General features: G+C 42.5%; 19 protein-coding genes, 1 tRNA gene and 1 pseudogene. 9 read left to right on the forward strand and 12 right to left on the reverse strand.

Annotated features, from left to right (window positions below; all coding sequences use genetic code 11):
- Nucleotides 1-73: 73 nt before the first annotated feature.
- Nucleotides 74-232 (forward strand): annotated as a pseudogene (locus CUR83_RS13420) (DUF3969 family protein); the annotation flags it as partial.
- A 179-nt stretch (nucleotides 233-411) separates the two neighbouring features.
- On the opposite strand, the gene CUR83_RS00605 reads toward CUR83_RS13420, so the two are convergent.
- Both CUR83_RS00605 and CUR83_RS00610 read right to left on the reverse strand, forming a co-directional pair.
- On the reverse strand, nucleotides 412-993 hold the full coding sequence (locus CUR83_RS00605) for a DUF4760 domain-containing protein (RefSeq protein WP_284718860.1): 582 nt from the start codon (nucleotides 991-993) through the stop codon (nucleotides 412-414).
- Nucleotides 994-1,742, reverse strand: a protein-coding gene (locus tag CUR83_RS00610) for an IS5 family transposase (RefSeq protein ID WP_201587701.1) whose coding sequence is annotated in 2 segments (ribosomal slippage) — nucleotides 994-1,412 and nucleotides 1,412-1,742 — 750 coding nt in all. Because the reading frame shifts where the segments join, the coding sequence is not laid out codon by codon here. It lies immediately after the preceding gene.
- 796 nt (nucleotides 1,743-2,538) lie between these two features.
- Here CUR83_RS00610 and CUR83_RS00615 point away from each other — a divergent pair.
- The gene (locus CUR83_RS00615) at nucleotides 2,539-3,864 is read left to right on the forward strand and encodes a valine--pyruvate transaminase (protein WP_284718861.1); all 1,326 of its coding nucleotides are present in this window, start codon (nucleotides 2,539-2,541) and stop codon (nucleotides 3,862-3,864) included.
- Between the two features lie 78 nt (nucleotides 3,865-3,942).
- On the opposite strand, the gene CUR83_RS00620 is transcribed toward CUR83_RS00615, so the two are convergent.
- From CUR83_RS00620 to hisB, 4 genes are all read right to left on the reverse strand, one after another.
- Entirely contained in the window at nucleotides 3,943-4,875 is a 933-nt protein-coding gene (locus CUR83_RS00620) for a DJ-1/PfpI family protein (protein ID WP_284718862.1), read from the reverse strand.
- A 152-nt stretch (nucleotides 4,876-5,027) separates the two neighbouring features.
- Nucleotides 5,028-5,405, reverse strand: coding sequence for a hypothetical protein (locus CUR83_RS00625; RefSeq protein WP_025645257.1), 378 nt, complete (start codon nucleotides 5,403-5,405; stop codon nucleotides 5,028-5,030).
- 171 nt (nucleotides 5,406-5,576) lie between these two features.
- Complete coding sequence (hisH, locus tag CUR83_RS00630) at nucleotides 5,577-6,212, reverse strand: imidazole glycerol phosphate synthase subunit HisH (RefSeq protein WP_093070311.1); 636 nt, start codon at nucleotides 6,210-6,212, stop codon at nucleotides 5,577-5,579.
- 184 nt (nucleotides 6,213-6,396) lie between these two features.
- Nucleotides 6,397-7,044 (reverse strand): imidazoleglycerol-phosphate dehydratase HisB, encoded by a 648-nt coding sequence (hisB, locus tag CUR83_RS00635; protein WP_093070309.1) that lies wholly within the window; start codon nucleotides 7,042-7,044, stop codon nucleotides 6,397-6,399.
- Between the two features lie 399 nt (nucleotides 7,045-7,443).
- Between hisB and CUR83_RS00640 the strand changes: the two genes are divergently transcribed.
- The 4 genes from CUR83_RS00640 (at nucleotide 7,444) to CUR83_RS00655 (ending at nucleotide 9,674) form a co-directional block, all read left to right on the forward strand.
- Complete coding sequence (locus tag CUR83_RS00640; RefSeq protein ID WP_071002690.1) at nucleotides 7,444-7,866, forward strand: hypothetical protein; 423 nt, start codon at nucleotides 7,444-7,446, stop codon at nucleotides 7,864-7,866.
- A gap of 122 nt (nucleotides 7,867-7,988) precedes the next feature.
- Nucleotides 7,989-8,064, forward strand: a tRNA-Phe gene (locus CUR83_RS00645).
- 194 nt (nucleotides 8,065-8,258) lie between these two features.
- Complete coding sequence (locus tag CUR83_RS00650) at nucleotides 8,259-8,750, forward strand: DUF4385 domain-containing protein (protein WP_212564070.1); 492 nt, start codon at nucleotides 8,259-8,261, stop codon at nucleotides 8,748-8,750.
- A gap of 240 nt (nucleotides 8,751-8,990) precedes the next feature.
- Nucleotides 8,991-9,674 (forward strand): phosphoglycolate phosphatase, encoded by a 684-nt coding sequence (locus tag CUR83_RS00655; protein WP_186475356.1) that lies wholly within the window; start codon nucleotides 8,991-8,993, stop codon nucleotides 9,672-9,674.
- 49 nt (nucleotides 9,675-9,723) lie between these two features.
- Here the strand turns inward: CUR83_RS00655 and CUR83_RS00660 are convergent, their stop codons facing one another.
- On the reverse strand, nucleotides 9,724-11,310 hold the full coding sequence (locus CUR83_RS00660) for a YifB family Mg chelatase-like AAA ATPase (protein ID WP_186475355.1): 1,587 nt from the start codon (nucleotides 11,308-11,310) through the stop codon (nucleotides 9,724-9,726).
- 375 nt (nucleotides 11,311-11,685) lie between these two features.
- Between CUR83_RS00660 and hemN the strand changes: the two genes are divergently transcribed.
- Nucleotides 11,686-13,179: an oxygen-independent coproporphyrinogen III oxidase gene (gene hemN, locus CUR83_RS00665; RefSeq protein WP_071003728.1), complete on the forward strand. Its 1,494-nt coding sequence runs from the start codon at nucleotides 11,686-11,688 to the stop codon at nucleotides 13,177-13,179.
- Between the two features lie 77 nt (nucleotides 13,180-13,256).
- Here hemN and CUR83_RS00670 read toward each other — a convergent pair whose 3' ends face one another.
- The 4 genes from CUR83_RS00670 to CUR83_RS00685 all read right to left on the reverse strand — a co-directional run bounded on the left by CUR83_RS00670 (nucleotide 13,257) and on the right by CUR83_RS00685 (nucleotide 16,327).
- Nucleotides 13,257-14,138 (reverse strand): SPFH domain-containing protein, encoded by an 882-nt coding sequence (locus CUR83_RS00670; protein ID WP_093070296.1) that lies wholly within the window; start codon nucleotides 14,136-14,138, stop codon nucleotides 13,257-13,259.
- A 90-nt stretch (nucleotides 14,139-14,228) separates the two neighbouring features.
- Nucleotides 14,229-14,825 (reverse strand): NfeD family protein, encoded by a 597-nt coding sequence (locus tag CUR83_RS00675; RefSeq protein WP_093070294.1) that lies wholly within the window; start codon nucleotides 14,823-14,825, stop codon nucleotides 14,229-14,231.
- A 192-nt stretch (nucleotides 14,826-15,017) separates the two neighbouring features.
- Nucleotides 15,018-15,569, reverse strand: a complete 552-nt coding sequence (locus tag CUR83_RS00680; RefSeq protein WP_093070292.1) for a porin family protein — start codon at nucleotides 15,567-15,569, stop codon at nucleotides 15,018-15,020.
- Nucleotides 15,570-15,787: 218 nt separating this feature from the next.
- Nucleotides 15,788-16,327 carry a porin family protein gene (locus tag CUR83_RS00685; protein ID WP_284718863.1) on the reverse strand — a complete coding sequence of 180 codons (540 nt, stop codon included), beginning with the start codon at nucleotides 16,325-16,327 and terminating at the stop codon, nucleotides 15,788-15,790.
- A gap of 283 nt (nucleotides 16,328-16,610) precedes the next feature.
- Here CUR83_RS00685 and CUR83_RS00690 point away from each other — a divergent pair, with 283 nt between their 5' ends.
- Nucleotides 16,611-17,843 carry an 8-amino-7-oxononanoate synthase gene (locus CUR83_RS00690; protein WP_284718864.1) on the forward strand — a complete coding sequence of 411 codons (1,233 nt, stop codon included), beginning with the start codon at nucleotides 16,611-16,613 and terminating at the stop codon, nucleotides 17,841-17,843.
- 50 nt (nucleotides 17,844-17,893) lie between these two features.
- Nucleotides 17,894-18,721, forward strand: coding sequence for a methyltransferase domain-containing protein (locus CUR83_RS00695; protein WP_284718865.1), 828 nt, complete (start codon nucleotides 17,894-17,896; stop codon nucleotides 18,719-18,721).
- A gap of 127 nt (nucleotides 18,722-18,848) precedes the next feature.
- On the opposite strand, the gene dnaK is transcribed toward CUR83_RS00695, so the two are convergent.
- The gene (dnaK, locus tag CUR83_RS00700; protein WP_071002680.1) at nucleotides 18,849-20,789 is read right to left on the reverse strand and encodes a molecular chaperone DnaK; all 1,941 of its coding nucleotides are present in this window, start codon (nucleotides 20,787-20,789) and stop codon (nucleotides 18,849-18,851) included.
- Between the last annotated feature and the right edge of the window lie 103 nt (nucleotides 20,790-20,892).

The raw sequence follows: 20,892 nt of genomic DNA on the forward strand, positions 1-20,892 counted from the left end.
AATATGCAATGAACTCAAATGACCTAATAGTTAGTACTTTTTTGATAGGAATTATTCACTTTTACGCCTTGGCGAAATTAGCATCGACCAAGCTCATTTTTTTATTTTCAGATCTGGTAGATTATCAAGAATTGAGGGAAACAATGACTTAAAAGGGTTAGCGCCTATTATCCATCAGGCGCTTGAACTTGAAGATATACTTTCTATATTAGGTATTGAAAAGTATCAGTAGGAACGAACCAATTTAGAACAGTGCTTGGGCAATCATTTAGACGATGTAGATTATTATGAAAGTTTGCATGAGGTACGAAGATGGTTGTTACACTAAAAGGCTAGTAAAGATTTACAGTAAAATATGTAGAAGTTTTGATTATAGTAATAAAAATTGCTATAATCAAAACTTCTAAACATTTACTTTTTTTCTATCGTCTGACTGTTAATTTTAATAGGTTCTCTCTTCCATTTCGTTGCAAGCCATTCTATCTCTTGATATATCGTATCTTTATTGCTTAAAGTTCTTATTTGAATAATTAAAGGTTGAGAAAATTTCCAAAGCTTCATGAAACTCGAATAATGTAGATTTTTAAATAAGTTTTCTTCAAACGCTCCTTCTCTAATACCTAAAGAGATAAATTCATAATAATTTAAAACATAATGAATATCATCTTTTAGCTTTTCATCTTCTAGTATTATACTGTCTCGTTTCCTTTTTTCTTCCTCAATATCGTTTTTTATTTTCTTACCGTTCTTTAAAAAGCTTTTATTTATTTTTACATATTTACCTATTACAAAATCTTCTTTACTTATCAATTCCTCTGCAATTTCAGTATCAGACTTATTCTTATATTCATGATTATCTAGCTTGCTATAATACTGTGTAAGGTTATTACCTTGAAGAAACATTAAGTTCTTAGTTTCCTGAAGCTTTTTATCTGCGTTTAGATCTGTTACTAGCTTTATAGTTAGCTGTTTTTTACTAGGGTGTGTTGACAATTACCGTAAATGGATAATCGTCGCTGCTAAATAGATATTAGCAGCAAACGACTCATCCGTTTTTTCAGCACGCATGGCAATTTTCTTGAAATCTTTCAGCTTACAGAAGAAGTTCTCGATTAAGTGACGCCACTTGTACATTTCTTTATCGAAATCTCGTTGCTTTAAACGAGAGCTTTTAGGGGGTATGACCGCTTTGCTACCACGCTCTTCTAAGTCTAGCAGTAGCCAATCCGTGTCAAAGGCTCTATCAGCAAGCAATGTACCAAACTCTTTGTCTTTAATTAAAGGTTTAACGCCAGCCATGTCATGCTGTTGTCCTTTCAATAAAGTAAAATCAACAAGGTTGCCTAATGCATCAACCATTGCCATGATTTTAGTGGTCATACCGCCTCTTGATTTGCCAATTGCCTGATGACAAGCCCCCCTTTTGCGCCTTGTCCATGACGATGTACCTTAACAATAGTGCCATCAATCATGGCATACTCTAAATCTGAGTCATTCAGAGCATTAAATAGCTTGCTGAATCTATCGCTTTTTACCCATCGACGGTAGCGCTTATAAACACTGTTCCAGTTACCAAATTCAGGGGGTAAATCTCGCCACGGACTACCTGTTCGGACAATCCATAGAACAGCTTCGATAAATAGTCGATTATTTACCGCTGTTCTACCAACATCGGTCTCTTTACCTGCACAATACGGTGCTATCTTTGCCCACTGGGCATCACTTAGGGTTAATCTAGTCATAACACTATGATTATCAATTATTCTATATATGTCAACACACCCTAGATTCTCGACTACTTTGTATAGAAAAATATGTCAGGGTAATACCAATGTAAGCAATAACAGCTAGTAGAAAACTAGGGAACATTCCAACAATTATTTTATACATACTGTTTTGAGAACTTATTGTAATAGCCTCATTCGATATAAGAGTACTTACATTCGCATAATTAGATTCATAATATAACCATAAAAAAATAACCCCTACTGCAAGAAATACAATAGGGGCTATTAATAAGAACTTAGCTGCCTTTTCTAGTTTAACCATCCCAGCCTTCATGAATGACCTTCTTAAATGAATTAAGTTTTAACATTTGAATTCTCCTTAATAAGTAGAATTATAAAATTGATTGTACTTCCTTACTGATTTAGTCTATATATAAAATTTACTATTTGTTTATATATAGTATAAAATTTCTATAATTATAAATGTAAGTTTAGTACTAAATTACGTAAATTAATGTTTGCTTCTACGCCAGTGCCTTTAAGCAATATATTAAATATATTGCTTAAAGGCACTGGCGTTATTATATACAAATTCATCTATATTGTCAATAGATTAATTTTAGAATACACGACAAATTGGGTATAGACAAGACCTTTATATGAGAATTATATCAGTAATATATATAAACTCTTTTTAATCAATATCCACCTTTCAACATCCCTTCCCTAACTCTTACCATTTGCTATACTAGCCCAACTTTATCGGTTAAATACCACCTTATAACACCCTCCCAAACAGCATGGTAGCCTTATGAAATTCTCAAAGTTCGGTCAAAAATTTACCCAGCCTACGGGCATCTCGCAATTGATGGATGATTTGGGCGATGCGCTAAAAAGCGATCAGCCAGTCAATATGCTGGGCGGTGGTAACCCTGCCAAAATTGATGCCGTCAATGAGTTGTTTTTGGAGACCTATAAGGCGCTGGGCGTTGACAACGATTCAGACGTGCCCAACAGTAGCGCGATTATCAGCATGGCAAACTACTCCAATCCGCAAGGGGATGCTGGCTTTATCGATGCGTTGGTTGGCTTTTTTAACCGTCATTATGATTGGAATCTCACGGCAGACAACATCGCTCTGACCAATGGCTCACAAAATGCGTTTTTCTATCTGTTTAATCTATTTGGCGGTGCTTTCACTGATGAGCAGAACGAATCTGTCGACAAGTCCATTCTACTGCCATTGACCCCTGAGTACATCGGCTATAGTGATGTGCATGTGGAAGGTCAGCATTTCACCGCCGTATTGCCGCATATCGATGAAGTGACGCATGCTGGCGAAGCAGGCTTCTTTAAATATCGCGTGGATTTTGACGCGTTGGAGAACTTGCCCGCGTTAAAGGAAGGTCGTATCGGCGCGATTTGCTGCTCACGCCCGACCAACCCAACGGGTAACGTGCTGACCGATGAGGAAATGGCGCATTTGTCCGAGATTGCGGCGCGCTATGACATTCCGCTGATTATCGATAACGCCTACGGTATGCCCTTCCCGAATATTATTTATTCAGACGTTACCCTTAATTGGGATGACAATACCATTCTGTGTTTTAGTCTGTCGAAGATTGGCTTGCCCGGTATGCGTACCGGTATTATCGTGGCTGATGCTAAAGTGATTGAGGCGGTCAGCGCGATGAATGCGGTGGTCAATCTAGCGCCGACACGTTTTGGAGCAGCGATTGCCACGCCACTGGTCGAAAACGACCGTATCAAGCAGTTATCTGATAATGGGATTAAGCCTTTTTATCAGCAGCAAGCGAAGACCGCAGTTACCTTACTTAAAAAAGAATTGGGTGATTATCCGCTAGTGATTCATAAGCCTGAGGGCGCGATATTCTTGTGGCTGTGGTTTAAGGATTTACCGATTACTACCCTTGAGCTGTATGAGCGTCTCAAAGAAAAAGGTACGCTTATCGTGCCGAGTGAATACTTCTTCCCGGGTGTCGATATTAGCGATTACCAGCACGCACACGAGTGTATCCGTATGAGTATCGCTGCTGATGAGCAAACACTGACGGATGGTATTAGAGTGATTGGTGAAGTGGTACGTGAGTTATATGATAAGGCTCAAAGCAAGTAATCATCAAGTCAAATAGCAAAACGAAAAACGGACTAATAGATAGTCCGTTTTTTTATATAATGACTTTATGAAAACAATCTAACCAAACTCTTTTAGTAAAGCTTTAGCACTCATTTTACCAAACTCATTTGCCGCGAGTGGCCCATCGCCTGAGATCAGTTTTCTGTCTTGATGCGTTTGTCCTGAGGCCAGTTTATTATCAATAGTAACGCCTAAATCTTCTAACTTTTCACCAAAGTACCATGGCATCGTACCAGGCAGATAGCCAATTTTTGGCATTTGCTTATCCATCGCCGTTGGGAATGCGACCATCTTATAACCTTTAAAAATAAAGTCTTTATTAGCGTTATCGTCTTGCTTAGAGCTATCAGGACTCTCTAAATTAGCCGCTAGTAGAGCAGCTGGTCCATGACAAATTGCCAAAGTAAAGAGATCCTTTTCATGACCCCAGCGTAGCAATGCACCAAGGTTTTTATCCTCCGGCAAGCCTAGCATCGCGCCATGACCACCCGGGATAAAAATCGCTGCATAGTCGTCGCTATTGGCCATGTCATTTTTGACAAAGTCAGCGATGCTGTTTGGACTATTAAACTTGGACTCGTACTCACTATAGATTTGTTTAACGTCGTCATCGTCTTCTGGCATCGCCCACTGCTCGACCTTGACCGCCTCGCCTGTTGGCGTAAACACATCGACATCAAAGCCTGCTTTTTTAAAATGTAATAACGGCACCATCATCTCCACCGGATGATTACCGGTATCAAATTTATTGCCGTTCTCCATAGTCATATACTGCTCTTCGGTACAGACCATCATGATTTTCTTATCGCCCGTATAGGGATTATCGTAATTAGTATAATCGTAGTTAGTTTTATTCGGCGCAGCTATCTTTAGCGATGATGTTGAGGGAATATAAATGCCTGCTTCAGTTTCTTGCGGTTCTAAGCCTAGAGTATTTTTAGCGTTGTCTAAAGTGTCTTTGGCTTTATCTAATAGATCTTGCATATTCATAGTGGCTTCCTTTTTTATGATTTATATTTATTGAGTAACTATTTATTAAGTAGCTAGAAATGATCAATCTAAGGTAACAAATGAAGACAGCATTAAATAGATGAGAATTTTTATGTTTCGTAAGCTTTGTAAAGCAGGATTGAAAAACTGTTTTAACGGGTTTTCTTTAGTAGCTTACTTGGTGAGCTGCTCGCTTGAAAAATCCTTGTCCACTTATTTAAAGCAAACAGCACGAAAGGCAGCAGGCAGGTATTAATGAGATCATGAATACTTGCTTTGATATCTGTACCTTTTAGAGCCAGAAGGCCTTTTGGCACGATGATGTGACGATTGTCGAAATATTCACCTAGCAGTGCTACGCTAATGACGACTAATAGTGCTAAAAAGGCTCTGATAGTCTGATTCTTAATGATAGGGCGTAAGATAAACATGCTGAGCAGATAGACGCCGACGCCGACGTAAATGTGTAACGCATCTTTGGCAAGGCCAGTTGTTTCAACAACGTTTATTTTAAAGGTGTTAAAGTCCACTAGAGTATTCCAAATATAAGCGAGCAGAAAATGATTGAGCGTATCACTAAACAATAATAACTAAAAATTGATAGTTAAGAATGACAATAGTGGAGAATAAAAAAGGCAGACTATACAAGCGATAACCTACCCTATTCTGAAGCAAATGTGCAATTTACGTTTACTGCCTATCTACACATTCCACTCGACAAAATTCTTTAGCAGTTGCAAGCCAGCGGTATGGCTCTTTTCTGGATGGAACTGGGTGGCAAATAGATTGTCTTTGATGATACTGGCACAAAACGGCTGGCCATAATCACAGATAGCGGCGACTTGAGAGTTATCGTTAGGTGCGCAGTAGTAGCTGTGCACAAAGTAAAAGTGCGCGTTGTCCTCGATACCGTGCCAAAGCGGATGGTCAAAATCCATACCACTAATCGTATTCCAGCCCATATGTGGTACTTTTATCGTTGCGCCTTGTTTGTCTTTCCACGTAGGGTCAAACGCTTCTACCGTACCGTTTAAGATGCCAAGGCAGTCTGTACCTCCATTTTCAGCCGATTGCTCAAATAACGCTTGCATCCCCACACAGATGGCCATCACGGGTTTGTTAAACACTGCATCGCGTACCACGTCATCAATGCCTGCCTCATGCATACCAGCGATACAATCACGCATCGCGCCAACACCAGGGAAGACAATTTTATCTGCTGCCGCGACAACTTTTGGAGCATTGGTGATAGAGACATCTGCCCCGACTACCGACAAGGCTTTGCCAGCTGAATGCAAATTGCCCATACCATAATCTAATAGCGCTACTTTGGTCATCAATTGGTTCTCGTTTTTAAATATTTTGACTACTATACTATTTATACTATTTTGTATACTATTTTCTGTTCCTAAGGTGTAGATAAGGTTTTGCTACAAGGAAGTTAAGCGCAGGCTGTACAACCAGTACGCCAAACTTAACTGACCCTCTTGAGTAACCTTGTAGAACAGCCTTAAATGCGTCTTAGAAAGCCTCTTTGGTCGATGGCAAGGTATTCAGCGCACGCTCATCATATTCGCAGGCCATACGCAGCGCACGAGCAAAGGCTTTAAAGGTTGATTCAATCTGGTGATGGCTGTTTTTACCTTTGAGATTATCCAAGTGCACCGTCATCCACGAGTGATTGACGAACCCATAAAAGAACTCACTGAATAGGTCAACATCGAAGCGGCCAACGTGCGAGCGCGTAAACGGAATATCCATATGCAGCCCTGGACGCCCTGATAAATCCACCACAGCGCGTGTCAACGACTCATCTAATGGCGCATAAAAGTGCCCATAACGACGGATGCCTTTTTTATCGCCCAACGCTTTGTTAAATGCTTGACCAAGGGTAATACCGGTGTCTTCAACGCTATGATGGTCATCAATAAAGGTGTCACCGTTGCACTTGATATCCAAGTCAAACAAACCATGACGCTTAATCTGATCGATCATATGATCCAAAAATGGTACGCCCGTGTCTACCACGCCTTTGCCTGTACCATCGAGGTTGATGGTACAAGTGATTTGAGTTTCGGCAGTGATACGCTCAACGGTCGCGATGCGCTCAGGGCGACCGTATAAATTTAGGTTTGTTGCTTGATTTTGCTCAGTTGCATTGGCTGTCATGGCTATTCTCTATCGGTTTTTTATCAGTGAAAAGCGGTCAATTATAAATAGGGTAAAACATCGCCCATTGCTGTCTGTTACATTGAGGCTAGCGCTGCCATCAGCGCCCACAAAAAATGTATGAAAAAGTGATATATACAAAAGATATCAATATATTAGGGTTGATGTGTATCACATATGATTTAGCCTCATCATAGCAAACCCTAACATTTACTGCCACGACCAAGCACCAAACCACGCACAAATTTACGTCATTCTGCTAAAATAGTGTGTTTAGTATTATCAATCATGACTGGCGCGAACGTTGACAGTCTCACCTTTATGGCACTACTCTCTATGACATAGTGCGGTGTAATACTGACTTTATACTATAAAAACCCTCTGTTTATAGGAACTGCTATGCCTTTAGAAGCGATCGCTATTAATAGCTTGGATGCGCCACTTATCAAAAAACCTGCTCGCGATAATGAGCTAGCAGAACGCTTGCAGGCATTGTACGATAGTGATGATGCGCAGCCTGATGGTGCTGAGGTGTTAAGCATAGTGGCGCAAGGATTCAAACGCGGGCAATACCTCTATGTTGGTATGTTCAATGATAAGCCTATCGCTGCGGTTGCCTGTTTTGATGATGGACAGACCGATGCCAAGCGTTTGCAATATCTGACGGTACATCCAGAGAACCGTAAACGCGCCATCGATGCCAAATTTATTAAACTGGTCTATGATGCCGAGGTCAAAAAAGGCGTGCGTGAATTTGTCCCTGCGGATGCAGATATTCACCGAATTATGAGCGAGTACGAACTCCTGCGCGTAAAAGACTAAATATAGAGTAAATAGGGTTTATTTCGCCAATATTTGATTATTTATCATCTTTTATTCGATATAATGCAAAAATCACTTGACAGTCGTGCTCATATTTAGTTTAATAGCGCCTCAACGAAGACGGCTCGATAGCTCAGTCGGTAGAGCAACGGATTGAAAATCCGTGTGTCGGCAGTTCGATCCTGCCTCGAGCCACCATTCGTTAATAGATTCTAAAAAGCCCCGAACAGCAATGTTTGGGGCTTTTTTTATGTCTGTTATTTATACCCATCGCTCGCTTTACTCACGGTTGCATAACATTTTTGTGCTGTTTTCTACACCGCTTGGCTCAGTATACTCAGTAACTATAAATGGACAGATACCTATTATAATACAGAGCCTAGGTGGCAGATATGAGAGAATTTGATTACGACTTGGATTATAAAAATCTTGATCTACGCGCGCATCCTGAGTTATATCGTGTTGGTCGTGGTGAGCAAGGCGTGTTACTGGTAGAGCCTTACAAGTCTGAAATCCTCCCGCATTGGCGTTTTGCCACGCCTGATATTGCAAAAGAGAGTAGTGAGACGATTTACCAGATGTTTTTGGATTATCTAGCTGACGATGATTTTGTCGGTGCAGATATGGCGCGTAAATTTATTCAAATGGGCTATACCCGCGCGCGTCGCTATGCCAATCACAAGGGCGGTAAAAAGTACAAAGGTCCTGTGCCCGATGATAAAAAAGGCCAAAGCGGCGCCCATGGTCGCGAAGAGTTACCACGACAAGCCGAAGACCCGATCAAGGCAGAATCGGCGCGTATTTTTAAGCAAAAATGGGACCAGTGTCGTGAGAACGAAGATTATCTAAGAATGAAAAAAGAACACCGCGCGCGTTATAGTTGATCCAATTTAAGAGTGGTACAAGGCAACCGAGTGCAGATGTATACGTCATACTTCAAGCGAGGTTAACGCTGTAACGCTTTTTAGTGGATTGACTATATAAAGATGTCGAGTAACTGCTAATGCTCATCACCTTGAGAATATAACAACACTAAATTGACCAGTCTTAAAATACTACCGTGCCAAGGTATAACACGGAATATCTAACACAATAAATATAATGATTTTTAATAGTGAGGAACAATGAATAAGCAACTCTTAATTTTTGATTTTGATGGCACACTCATTGATAGCGTGCCCGATTTGGCCGATGCCACCAATGCAATGCTGACCACGCTTGGTAAAGACACCTACCCTATCGAGACGATACGCAATTGGATAGGCAATGGTTCACGAATGCTTGTAGAGCGTGCTTTGGTCGGTGATATCACTGTCCCAGAGGGCGCACTGACCAAAGCCGAGGCCGATCACGCAGAGCAGATATTTTTTGAAGCATATACTAAGATTGGTGGTAGCAAAACCGTTGCTTATCCCGATGTCGATAGTGGCCTTAAACAACTTCACGCGGCTGGCTACACGCTCGCTCTAGTGACCAACAAACCGCTTCGTTTTGTCCCCAAAATATTGCAAACATTCGGCTGGCAAGATCTGTTTAGTGAAGTGATGGGCGGCGACAGTCTATCCACCAAAAAGCCAGATCCAGCGCCCCTACTGCATGTCTGTACTCAATTGGGGATTACTCCTGACCAAGCGATTATGATTGGCGATTCTAGAAACGACATCTTGGCGGGTCAAAACGCCAATATGGACACGCTTGGTCTGTCTTATGGCTATAACTACGGACAAGACATTCGTGAGCTAAATCCAACCGAGGCGTTTGATCATTTTGCGGATTTGGTTACTTGGATTATGAAAGATAACATCTAACCCATAAAAGCCTTTATCAAACGGATGTGATAGTTGGCTCAAACGAAGACTACTCCTTACTACGATAGCTGAGCGCCTCTGACACATGGGCGCTGTTAATATCTGTACTGTTGGCCAAGTCCGCGATAGTACGCGCGACTCGTAACACTCGATGGTAGCCGCGTGCGGATAAATTCAAGCGCTGCTGAGCAAGTTGCAATAGTTGTTTTTCGCTGTCGCCTAATTTGATATATTCATCGATTTCGCTCGGGCTTAGCTCATTATTGACTTTTTGTTGTCGTTTTAATTGATGCTGATGCGCGGCTGCTACTCGCTCGCGTACTTGTTTGGATGTTTCTCCTGCCTGCGCGCTTTGCAAATCAGCAATCGGCAATGCTGGTACGGTAATATGCAAATCAATACGATCTAATAGTGGCCCTGAGAGTTTGTCTTGATAGCGTTTGATTTGCTCAGGTCGACAGCGGCAGCGCCCTGAGGTATCGCCATCATAACCACACGGGCACGGATTCATCGCAGCGACTAATTGAAAGTTGGCTGGAAAGGTCATTTGCGAGTTAGCACGGCTAATAGTGATTTGTTTGGCTTCTAACGGCTGGCGTAATACTTCAAGCACGCTCCGATCAAACTCTGGTAACTCATCAAGGAATAACACCCCTTTATTAGCAAGCGTAATCTCGCCCGGTTTGGGCCGTGAGCCGCCGCCAACCAACGCCACGGCTGATATGGTGTGATGCACTTGCCTAAAGGGACGTGTGCCGTAATCGTAATCACTGTCTGCCACTGAATACGTACTAGCTACCTCGAGTGCATCCTCATCACTGAGATCAGGCAATATCGTCGGCAAACGTGAGGCCATGAGCGTTTTGCCAGAACCCGGTGGCCCTGTAAACAATAACGAATGACCGCCAGCTGCTGCTATCTCTAGCGCGCGGCGGGCATGGTGCTGTCCTTTGACATCGGCTAAATCCACTTGATAGCCTACATGCTGCGGTGCTGGACTGGGCGTTACCACCTCCAAGCAGTCATAAGATCCGCTTGGATCCGCCAGTGACTGCAAGTGGTTACATACTGCTTTTAGACTCTTCGCTGCCAATATCGTCACGCCATCCACACGGCTAGCCTCACGACCATTGTCAATCGGTACGATTAATTGTGGTGCGCTCTGTAAGGTAACATGTTGCTCATTTTTTACAGAGTCACTCGCCTTTGACAACGTTTTCGACAACGTTGATGCCAATCCTTCTGCCTTAATCGCGCGAGCGACAGCCAAGCTACCGGTCACCTGACGCAGCTCACCGTTGAGTGCCAACTCGCCAATAAACTCAAACCCTGATAATACTTCTGGCTCAAGTTGTCCGCTTGCCGCCAATATACCAATGGCTATCGGCAAGTCAAGACGCGCGCCATCTTTAGGTAAATCAGCGGGTGCTAAATTAATCGTTAGACGCCGATTAGGAAACTGAAAACCTGAATTAAGAATGGCAGAGCGTACCCTGTCTTTACTCTCGCGTACAGCGGCTTCTGGTAGACCAACAATGGTCAATGCAGGTAGTCCTTGTGATAGATGTACCTCAATGATGACCTTGGGGGCGTGCAGGCCGACGACTGAGCGAGTATAGACTTGAGCAAACGACATCAGCGTTTCCTAATATTAGAGATTAATCGATGATAAAGTATTATTTATCAGCGTGCAAATGTCGTGTTTTATAAAAAATATAGGTAGGACATTAAAACAATCATCTCAAACCAAAGCCGTCAATATTAATGCTAAAAACCATCACGATATATCCTACTAAAAGTAGGGATTTGGTATAATAATGACCATATTTTAAGACAGTTGCTATAATAGCCAAGCTGTTACTGCAAACGTTATCATCTGGCAGCACAAAAAAGCGACGCTATAGCCACTATGGGTCAAAACGAGGAATACCGCATGACAGATTATTCAGCACAAACTAACCCGCAGCCCTACAATGATGCGGAAGCGCCGCCGTCGACCACGCGTCCTGTTATGCAACCAGACAACCCTTATGCCAGTACCCGCGGTAGTATTACTAGTAAGCAGCTACCAGCATTCGATGAAGCCATCATCAATAAGTACAATCGTTCAGGTCCGCGTTATACCTCTTATCCAACTGCTCTAGAGTTCACGCCGATACCTGAGAATATTGGAGTAAATGGTTTTGAGGCAGTTGGTCTTGAGACGAAAATCTTGCAGAATCGTGAGTCACGCGCGCCGTTGTCTTTATATTTTCACATTCCGTTTTGCCGTCACCTTTGCTATTACTGCGCCTGCAATAAGATTATTACCAAAAAAAATAGCGACTCTGGTGATTATCTGCAGTATTTAATGGCTGAGATTGCCCTTAAACGCCGCTTGCTGTCTGTGCCAGAAGGTAGCGATAAGCCCTTGGTCAAGCAGCTGCATTTGGGCGGTGGTACGCCAACGTTTTTGCGTGATGAAGAGATGGTTAAGCTGTGGGAGTTTTTACAGACGCAGTTTGAGTTTTTGAGTGATGATGAAGGCGACTACTCTATCGAAATCGACCCGCGTGAGCTGAGTGATAATACGCTAAAGATATTACGAAACCTTGGTTTTAATCGTATCAGCTTAGGCGTGCAAGACTTAGATGAAACGGTACAAATCGCGGTCAATCGTGTGCACTCAGTAGAGCTTATTGAGAATGTATTAACAGAGGCGCGAGGGCTTGGTTTTCACTCCATCAATATCGATCTGATTTATGGTTTGCCGCATCAAACGCCTGACACGTTAGACAAAACGGTACAACGTATCATTGAAATGTCACCAGATCGTCTGTCTGTCTTTAACTATGCGCATCTACCTGAGCGTTTCAAAGCCCAACGTCAGATCAAAGATGAAGACCTACCTAGCCCAGCAGCTAAGCTCGCTATGCTCGGCAACACCGTTAACACGCTAACCGAAGCGGGCTATCAATATATCGGTATCGATCACTTTGCTAAGCCTGACGATGAGCTAGCGATCGCCCAGCGCGAAGGAAAATTACATCGTAATTTTCAGGGCTACACCATCATGGGCGATTGTGATTTATTGGGCTTTGGTGTCTCATCCATCAGTCAAATTGCCAATAGCAATACGCGCTATATCCTGCAAAATGATACTGATTTGCAAAACTATCAAGCTAAGATTGATGCTGCCAAAACCAATCCTATGGTCATGCCTGCGGTGAAATATATTAAAACGTCCATCAAAGATCGCTTACGTGAATATGTCATCATGAACCTGCTCTGCCACGACTATCTTGATTTTAAAGATGTGAATCAAAAATTCGGTATCGATGCGATTACCTACTTCATCAATGAGATTCAACAGCTGGGAGAGATGCAAGCAGATAGACTGATTGATATGGATGCTGCTGGCATTCGCGTCTTACCTAGGGGCCGCTTGCTTGGTCGCAATGTTGCCATGGTATTTGATGAGTATTTAGAAAAAAAACATAAAAACCGTTTCTCAAAAGTTATCTGATATAACGATTTGGCAGCCAATTATTAGCCGTTAAAAAGACCTCAAACGAGGTCTTTTTGCGATATTTTTTGAAATATTTACAGCTTTAATTTATCGCCTACCATCCCTTTAACAGTGCTCAAGATATCGGCTGGCAACACCACCATTTTTGAATTGTCAGACTCCGCTAGTTGACGAATGGACTTGATGTACTGCTCGCCAAGTAAATAGACAATCGGCATCTCTTCATCACCCATCGCCGCTGTGATAAGACGAATTGATTCCTCTGAGCCTTTAGCCAGTACCACTTGCGCTTCGGCATCGCGGCGTGAGGCTTCCAGACGTCCATCTGCTTCCAAAATAGCAGCTTGTTTTTGACCATCAGCACGAGTAACGGTCGCGCGGCGTAGACGCTCTGCCGCGGCCTGCTCTTCCATAGAGGCTTGCATGGTTTGCGAGGGGTTAATGTCTTGAATCTCTACGGTTTTAAGCGTAATACCCCAATCGGCGATGTCTTCTGAGATCGCATGTTTGAGCAAGGCTTTAATCTCATCACGACTCGATAAGGCATTATCCAAATCCATCTCACCAATAATAGAGCGCAAGGAGGTTTGTACCAAATTGCGGATACCATGTTCATAATCTTCAATACCGTAGACCGCTTTGTCTGGACGCAAGATGTTGATATAAGCCACAGCATTAGCGATGATGACCACGTTATCACGGGTGATGACTTCTTGAGATGGGATATCTAGTACGATGTCCTTTGTGGTGACTTTATAAGCGACTCTATCCACAAAAGGAATGATGATACTAAAGCCAGGCTCTAGAGTTTGCTGATATTTACCCAGCCGTTGCACGACCCACTTGTACCCTTGCGGAACAATACAAACGCCTTTAAAAACGGTAAAAATTACCAATGCTATTAATACCAGCATCACGATACCGACGCCATTTAAACTACTCAAGATACTACCCATGTGATTCTCCTTGACCCTTGCTTTATTTGCCAGCGACGTGATTTATGTCCTTTTTTTCTTAATTTAAAAATCTTTAGTACCTGATAACGTTTATTTGCTAGTACCTGTCTCTTTGAGATCGGTTTTGTGCAAACTCAGTCTACCCGCTTTAGATTGTTTGGCAGGCACTTGACTGTTAATCGTCGGAGTACTGTTTGGCCGTATGGTTTTAGGTGCTTGGAGGCGCTGCGAGGGCGCAACGATTAGCTCATCGCCGACCACCTTTATAACCACCACACGATCTCCCGCTTCGACTTTCACGCCTGCTGTGCGGCATGGCCACTCATCTGCACCCCAAATAGGCACGTTAAAGCGCACCATACCTGAAATGCCTTTTTGCGGTTTGACCACGATCATGCCCGTCTCACCAATAATCAGATCGCTACTTTGCCCCATCTTTTTACGGCTCATTAACAGCGGCTTGATGTATTTGACCCAAGCAAACATAAACAAAACCGATAGCGTAAGCCAGATCAGTACTTGAAATAATAATGGAATGGGCAGCAACCATGCTAAGGCAGCAACGATCACCGCAGCCGCACCAAACCAGAGGCTAGCAAAGGTCGGAATAAAAATCTCAGCAATCATCAAAGAGAAGCCCAACACCAACCAATGCCAAGGTTCAATCATCCAGATAGTCTCAATCATCGCTGTCTACTCCTGTATCTGCCTACCTTCCAATGTAGCACAGTTTTGTAGATAATATTATCTTAAAAATCAATTACCTATTATTATTTATGGTGTGGTATTTTGATAAAACAAGCACAATGAATGCTAAAATTGACACAAAAAAACGACCACTTAAAGTGATCGCTTTTAGTCATCCACACAAATCAAAGCTTAGAATTTGTAATGTGCACCAAGAGTTAATAGCGTAAGGTCTTCAGCAACATAGTCATATTCAGCTTCAACACTCATATTAGGATTGAAGTTATAACCCAAGCCAATACCGCCAGCTACACCACTGTCGCTATCGCTGTCACTTCCAGAGTTTCCAAGAAAGTCCTCAGCAGAAACTTCAATCTCAGCTTTAGCAAAGCCTAGTTTACCTTTCGCATATAAACCAGTATTTGGGAATGCATAACGGTAAGTACCATAAGCACCATAAGTTTTTAGATCAAATTCAGCGTCAATACCACTGATACCTGTATCAACATCAGCGTCATTAGAACCTACATACTCAATCTCAGCACCAAAGTTAGGATCGAAGTTATAACCAGCATAAACGCCATATGCGGTTGGATCATCTAAATCATCAGCATCTACCATGAATTGACCAGCTTTAATACCAACGTATGATTGGCCAGCACCATAAGAAATGGCTGCTTGTGCGCTCATGGTCATTACTGAGCCTGCGATTACTGCAAGTAACGCTTTTTGTAGATTTTTCATAAAGTATTTTCAACCTTGGATTCAATAAACAAATAGTTTTTTTAATATCAAATACTACTCAACTCTTTTTCACTTGTTATTAGTAGTGGCGGTATCATACCAAATTATTTGTCAAAGTAAACATGTGTTGCAGAAATATTTTACAGGCATAAAAAAACGACCATATATAATGGTCGTTTCTTCGTTTTTGACTATAGGTACAAGTACGCTATACTATCTTAGAACTTTAAGTTAGCGCCTACAGTAAGCAGCTTAGTATCTGCATCACTATCCATCATGGCATATTCTGTTTCGACATTGAAGTTAGGACTCACTGCGTAACCAAGACCGATACCACCAGCAATGCCAGTATCACTGACTGAGTCATTGTTACCGTTATCAAAATCAGCTTCTAACTCTGTCTTAGCGATACCAAGTTTACCTTTGGCATATAGTGCAGTATTTGGAAACATATAACGGTAAGTACCGTACGCGCCATAAGTTTTGGTATCATAGTCGCCAGCATTGTTATCTAGGTCAGCATCATCTGAACCAACATACTCAACTTCCATACCAAAGTTAGGATCAAAGTTGTAACCAGCATATACACCATAAGCAGTTGGATCATCACCGTCTACATCATTGTCAAATTGACCAATCTTAGCACCAACATAAGGTTGGCCTGTATAGCCGTTACCATAGTTAACAGCGGCGTTTGCACCTACAGTAAGTAAAGAACCAGTTGCTAGTGCAAGTATAGTTTTTTGTAGAGTTTTCATTATTAGCTCCTTCAAGTGAATTTGGACAAACAAGTTATTTAGTTGTATTGACCATTTGGCCGTATCGCCTTGTTTGCTAACGATGGGTACATAGTAACAAACTATTTCAGACACTCTGTCAGTGTTTAATGGTATGAGAGTTAAGATTTGAAAGCATTTGTCAGTGCTCGGGTTACAAAGGCTGATATATGAAACTTTTTGTTACACATCCCGTTTTTGTGCAATAATCCCTACTCATTGTGTTCCGCATATACTGACGAATAAAGAAAAAGGACGGCTCTGCATGTCAGCTTTTATCGACGCGCAGCTACAAACTGCGCTCTTACAACTCAAAGACAAACAGCAGTATCGCAAATTACCAGATATCGAACACTACGGACGGTATGTAATCGCTGATGACAATACCCTATTAAATATCGCTAGCAATGATTATCTAGGTTTGGGCAGTGATGCTGAGTTGCAGCGTGAGTTTTTTGAATTTATTCAGCAATCAATGGACTGTTTGCCCAAAATGAGCGCAACATCATCGCGTCTATTAACTGGCAATGATACACAGCTACAGGCGTTAGAGGATGAGCTACAAGCGTGGTATGAAACTGCAGCTGGAATAAATCAAACCGCGACGAAATCTGCGTTGGTATTAAATAGTGGCTACCACGCCAATATCGGGATCTTACCTGCATTGACTGCACTACCAGTGAAGACTGTTATTTTGGCAGACAAGCTGGTACATGCCAGTATGATTGATGGTATCAAGCTAAGTGTAAGCAAACGCTGTCTGTATCGCCGCTATCGACACAATGATTATGCGCATTTGGCTACTATGCTTATGCAGGTTGAGGAGGATGTGGAGCGCATCATCATCGTCACCGAAAGTATCTTCAGTATGGATGGTGATCGTGCTGATCTACCCGCTTTAGTTAAGCTAAAAGCCACTGACAGTCGTATTGAGCTGTATGTCGATGAAGCCCATGCCGTCGGTGTCCTTGGCGCGCAAGGATTAGGGTTAGCCGAAGAAACAGATACGCTCACTGAGATGGACTACCTAGTGGGTACGTTTGGTAAAGCGTTTGCCTCGGTTGGCGCTTATATTCTATGTGATGAGGTGGTGAAATCATGGCTCATCAATCAGATGCGTCCGCTGATTTTTAGTACCGCGTTGCCACCAATCAATCATGCTTGGACACGGTTTATTTTGGCAAAAATGCCACAGCTACAGACGCGGCGACAGCATTTGGCGCAGATTTCATTACAACTGAGCCAAGCCATTAGCCCTGAATATCGCGTGGCATCGGCAGCAAAAGATCCTATTTACGAGTCACCCATTGTGCCTTATATTTTAGGTGATAATGCTCGTACGATGACAAAGGCAAAACAACTCCAAGACGCTGGATTTTATGCGCTGCCTATCAGGCCACCGACCGTTCCTACTAATACGTCACGTATTCGCTTGGTACTAAACGCAGCCATTACCCATGCTGAGTGCGAGCGCCTAATCATGCAATTATCCATATGACGGCAGCAGTTTTTGATGCTCGTTATAAACTTTTATGTGAAAGAGCGATTATGGAACATCCCCTCACTACTTCCGAGCTAAGTGCCCGCAAGCAGACCATTGCGCGGCATTTTTCTCAAGCCAGTCAGTACGATAAACATGCTTATATTCAGCAGCAGGTTTGTCAGCACTTATTAATGGCTATCGATAATACCAATCAAGACAGTGTGCTTGAGGTCGGTGCAGGCACGGGACAACTAACGCAGCTACTGGCAACATATGTACAAAGTGAGCGATGGTCTATCAACGAGTTATGTGAGCAGCAAGCCACTCATTTACAGGAATTGTTGCCACAAGCACAAATCCTTATTGGCGATGCTGAAACCATGGATTTAGGCGGTGAGCATAGCTTAATTATTAGCGCTAATGCGATTCAGTGGTTCGATAACCCACTGCATTTCATTGCACAGTCAGCCTCACGGCTAAAACCTAATGGACAATTATTACTAAGCACCTTTACCCCAGATAATTTCTTGCAAATAAAAACCCTAACAGGACAAGGACTGCATTATCCAGATATTAGTGAATGGCAATCAGCGCTAGATCAAGCGGGATTTCAACACATTAAGCTATCAGTGCAGCGTTTCAATGTGCCATTTGCCCAGCCTTATGATGTGCTCAAACATATGAAGATGACAGGTATATCGACCAATCAAATAGATAGCAATCAAACCTATGGCAAGCAAACGTCTAACACACAACCTTTTGTCTGGACCAAAACCCGCTTGCAAGCATTCGAGCGCGATTATTGGCAGCAATTTTCGGGCATAGATAAGGACGGTCAACCTTGCGTGTATCTGACTTATGACGTACTAATCGTTGATGCGCATTTACCATAATGGCCCGCTTGAAAATATATACTTAAATATCAGGCATAAAAAAACGCATCTCGAAAGATGCGTTTTTTTGATCTAGCTAATTTAATTTAATTAACGATTAAATCAGCCTTGAACATCAAGTAATTGCTTACTTTTTGTCTTCGTCTACTTCAGTAAACTCAGCATCAACGACATCGTCATCCGCTTGGTTGCTACCAGTAGCGTCAGCACCTTGTTGGAACTGGCTTGGATCCATACCCTCGCTACCTGCGCCGCTGTCAGCATAAATCTTCTGGCTAACTGGCAAGAATGCATTGTCTAGCGCTTCAAGCTTGGCTTTGATTTCGTCATGGTCATCTTCTTTCGCCGCCGCTTCAAGCTCAGTGATCGCAGACTCTACTGTTGATTTTTCTTCATCAGTGACTTTATCTTCTGCTTCTTTCAGCGCTTTTTGTACGGCATGGATACGACCATCTGCTTCGTTACGAACTTGCGCTAGATTAGCGAACTTCTCATCTTCAGCAGCATTAGCCTCTGCATCACGAACCATTTGCTCAACTTCTTCGTCCGACAAGCCAGAATCCGCCTTGATCTGGATGCTTTGTGCTTTACCAGTACCTTTATCAGTTGCTGAGATGTTCATGATACCATCAGCGTTGATGTCAAAAGACACTTCGATTTGTGGTAAGCCACGTGGTGCTGGTGGGATATCCGTCAAGTCAAAACGACCAAGCAGTTTGTTTTGGTTGGCGATTTTACGCTCACCTTGATATACCTGAATCGTTACTGCTGGCTGGTTGTCTTCAGCGGTTGAGAATACCTGTGATTTCTTGGTAGGAATCATGGTGTTTTTCTCGATAACTGGCGTCATAACACCGCCCATCGTTTCGATACCTAGCGTCAATGGCGTCACATCAAGTAGCAATACGTCAGTTTTATCACCAGACAATACCGCACCTTGGATTGCCGCACCAGCTGCCACAGCTTCATCAGGGTTCACGTCTTTACGTGGCTCTTGACCAAAGAACTCTTGTACTTTTTGTTGTACAAGTGGCATACGAGTCTGACCACCAACCAAGATTACATCGTTGATATCGCCAATTTTTAGGCCAGCATCTTCAAGGGCAGTTTTACAAGGGTCCATGGTGCGCTGTACTAGATCTTCGGTTAGGCTTTCAAGCTTAGAGCGGCTGATAGTGATGACCAAGTGCTTAGGACCACTGCTGTCAGCAGTGATATATGGCAAGTTCACTTCAGTGCTTTGTGCACTTGATAGCTCAATCTTCGCTTTTTCAGCTGCTTCTTTTAGACGTTGCATCGCAAGAGAGTCACCTTTTAGGTTTACATCTTGCTCTTTTTTGAACTCATCTACCAAATAATCGATCAACGCTGAGTCAAAGTCCTCACCACCTAGGAACGTATCACCGTTGGTCGCTAGTACTTCAAACTGTTGCTCGCCGTCTACATCTGCAATCTCAATGATTGAGATATCAAAAGTACCACCGCCCAAGTCATATACAGCAACGGTGCTATCGCCTTGCTTTTTGTCCATACCGTAAGCAAGTGCCGCAGCAGTTGGCTCATTGATGATGCGTTTTACATCAAGACCTGCAATTTTACCCGCATCTTTGGTTGCTTGACGCTGTGAGTCATTGAAGTAAGCAGGTACGGTTACAACTGCCTCAGTCACGCTCTCACCAAGATAGTCTTCTGCTGTTTTTTTCATTTTTTTCAATATTTCAGCAGAAACCTGTGGTGGCGCAAGCTTTTTACCGTTGATTTCTACCCACGCATCGCCGTTGTCTGCTTTAGCGATTTTATAAGGTACCATACCGATATCTTTTTGCACGACTTTGTCATCAAAACGACGACCGATCAAACGCTTAATCGCAAACAAAGTGTTGCTTGGATTGGTGACCGCTTGACGCTTAGCTGACTGACCAACCAATGTTTCGTCATCTTTATAAGCGACGATTGATGGTGTAGTACGCGTACCTTCAGCATTTTCAATGACTTTAACTTTGTCACCTTCCATTACTGCTACACACGAGTTAGTCGTACCTAAATCAATACCAATTACTTTACCCATAATCAATTGCTCCTAATTTGTTTTTAACTATAAATACTTATTTATCCAGACCGTAGTCGGTCACTTGTTGCTATATATCGGTTTGCTTGTTGTATTTTTCAAG

The sequence above is a fragment of the Psychrobacter pocilloporae genome, from assembly GCF_029872915.1.
In the GTDB taxonomy this organism is placed as follows: domain Bacteria; phylum Pseudomonadota; class Gammaproteobacteria; order Pseudomonadales; family Moraxellaceae; genus Psychrobacter; species Psychrobacter pacificensis.

Coding starts and splice junctions, on each gene's coding strand:
- CUR83_RS00685 (WP_284718863.1), bottom strand. CDS start 16,327: ATGAAAACTCTACAAAAAACTATACTTGCACTAGCAACTGGTTCTTTA.
- CUR83_RS00675 (WP_093070294.1), bottom strand. CDS start 14,825: ATGATTGAGACTATCTGGATGATTGAACCTTGGCATTGGTTGGTGTTG.
- CUR83_RS00650 (WP_212564070.1), top strand. CDS start 8,259: ATGAGAGAATTTGATTACGACTTGGATTATAAAAATCTTGATCTACGC.
- CUR83_RS00615 (WP_284718861.1), top strand. CDS start 2,539: ATGAAATTCTCAAAGTTCGGTCAAAAATTTACCCAGCCTACGGGCATC.
- hemN (WP_071003728.1), top strand. CDS start 11,686: ATGCAACCAGACAACCCTTATGCCAGTACCCGCGGTAGTATTACTAGT.
- CUR83_RS00620 (WP_284718862.1), bottom strand. CDS start 4,875: ATGAATATGCAAGATCTATTAGATAAAGCCAAAGACACTTTAGACAAC.
- CUR83_RS00680 (WP_093070292.1), bottom strand. CDS start 15,569: ATGAAAAATCTACAAAAAGCGTTACTTGCAGTAATCGCAGGCTCAGTA.
- dnaK (WP_071002680.1), bottom strand. CDS start 20,789: ATGGGTAAAGTAATTGGTATTGATTTAGGTACGACTAACTCGTGTGTA.
- CUR83_RS00695 (WP_284718865.1), top strand. CDS start 17,894: ATGGAACATCCCCTCACTACTTCCGAGCTAAGTGCCCGCAAGCAGACC.
- CUR83_RS00690 (WP_284718864.1), top strand. CDS start 16,611: ATGTCAGCTTTTATCGACGCGCAGCTACAAACTGCGCTCTTACAACTC.
- CUR83_RS00660 (WP_186475355.1), bottom strand. CDS start 11,310: ATGTCGTTTGCTCAAGTCTATACTCGCTCAGTCGTCGGCCTGCACGCC.
- hisH (WP_093070311.1), bottom strand. CDS start 6,212: ATGACCAAAGTAGCGCTATTAGATTATGGTATGGGCAATTTGCATTCA.
- hisB (WP_093070309.1), bottom strand. CDS start 7,044: ATGACAGCCAATGCAACTGAGCAAAATCAAGCAACAAACCTAAATTTA.
- CUR83_RS00640 (WP_071002690.1), top strand. CDS start 7,444: ATGCCTTTAGAAGCGATCGCTATTAATAGCTTGGATGCGCCACTTATC.
- CUR83_RS00670 (WP_093070296.1), bottom strand. CDS start 14,138: ATGGGTAGTATCTTGAGTAGTTTAAATGGCGTCGGTATCGTGATGCTG.
- CUR83_RS00655 (WP_186475356.1), top strand. CDS start 8,991: ATGAATAAGCAACTCTTAATTTTTGATTTTGATGGCACACTCATTGAT.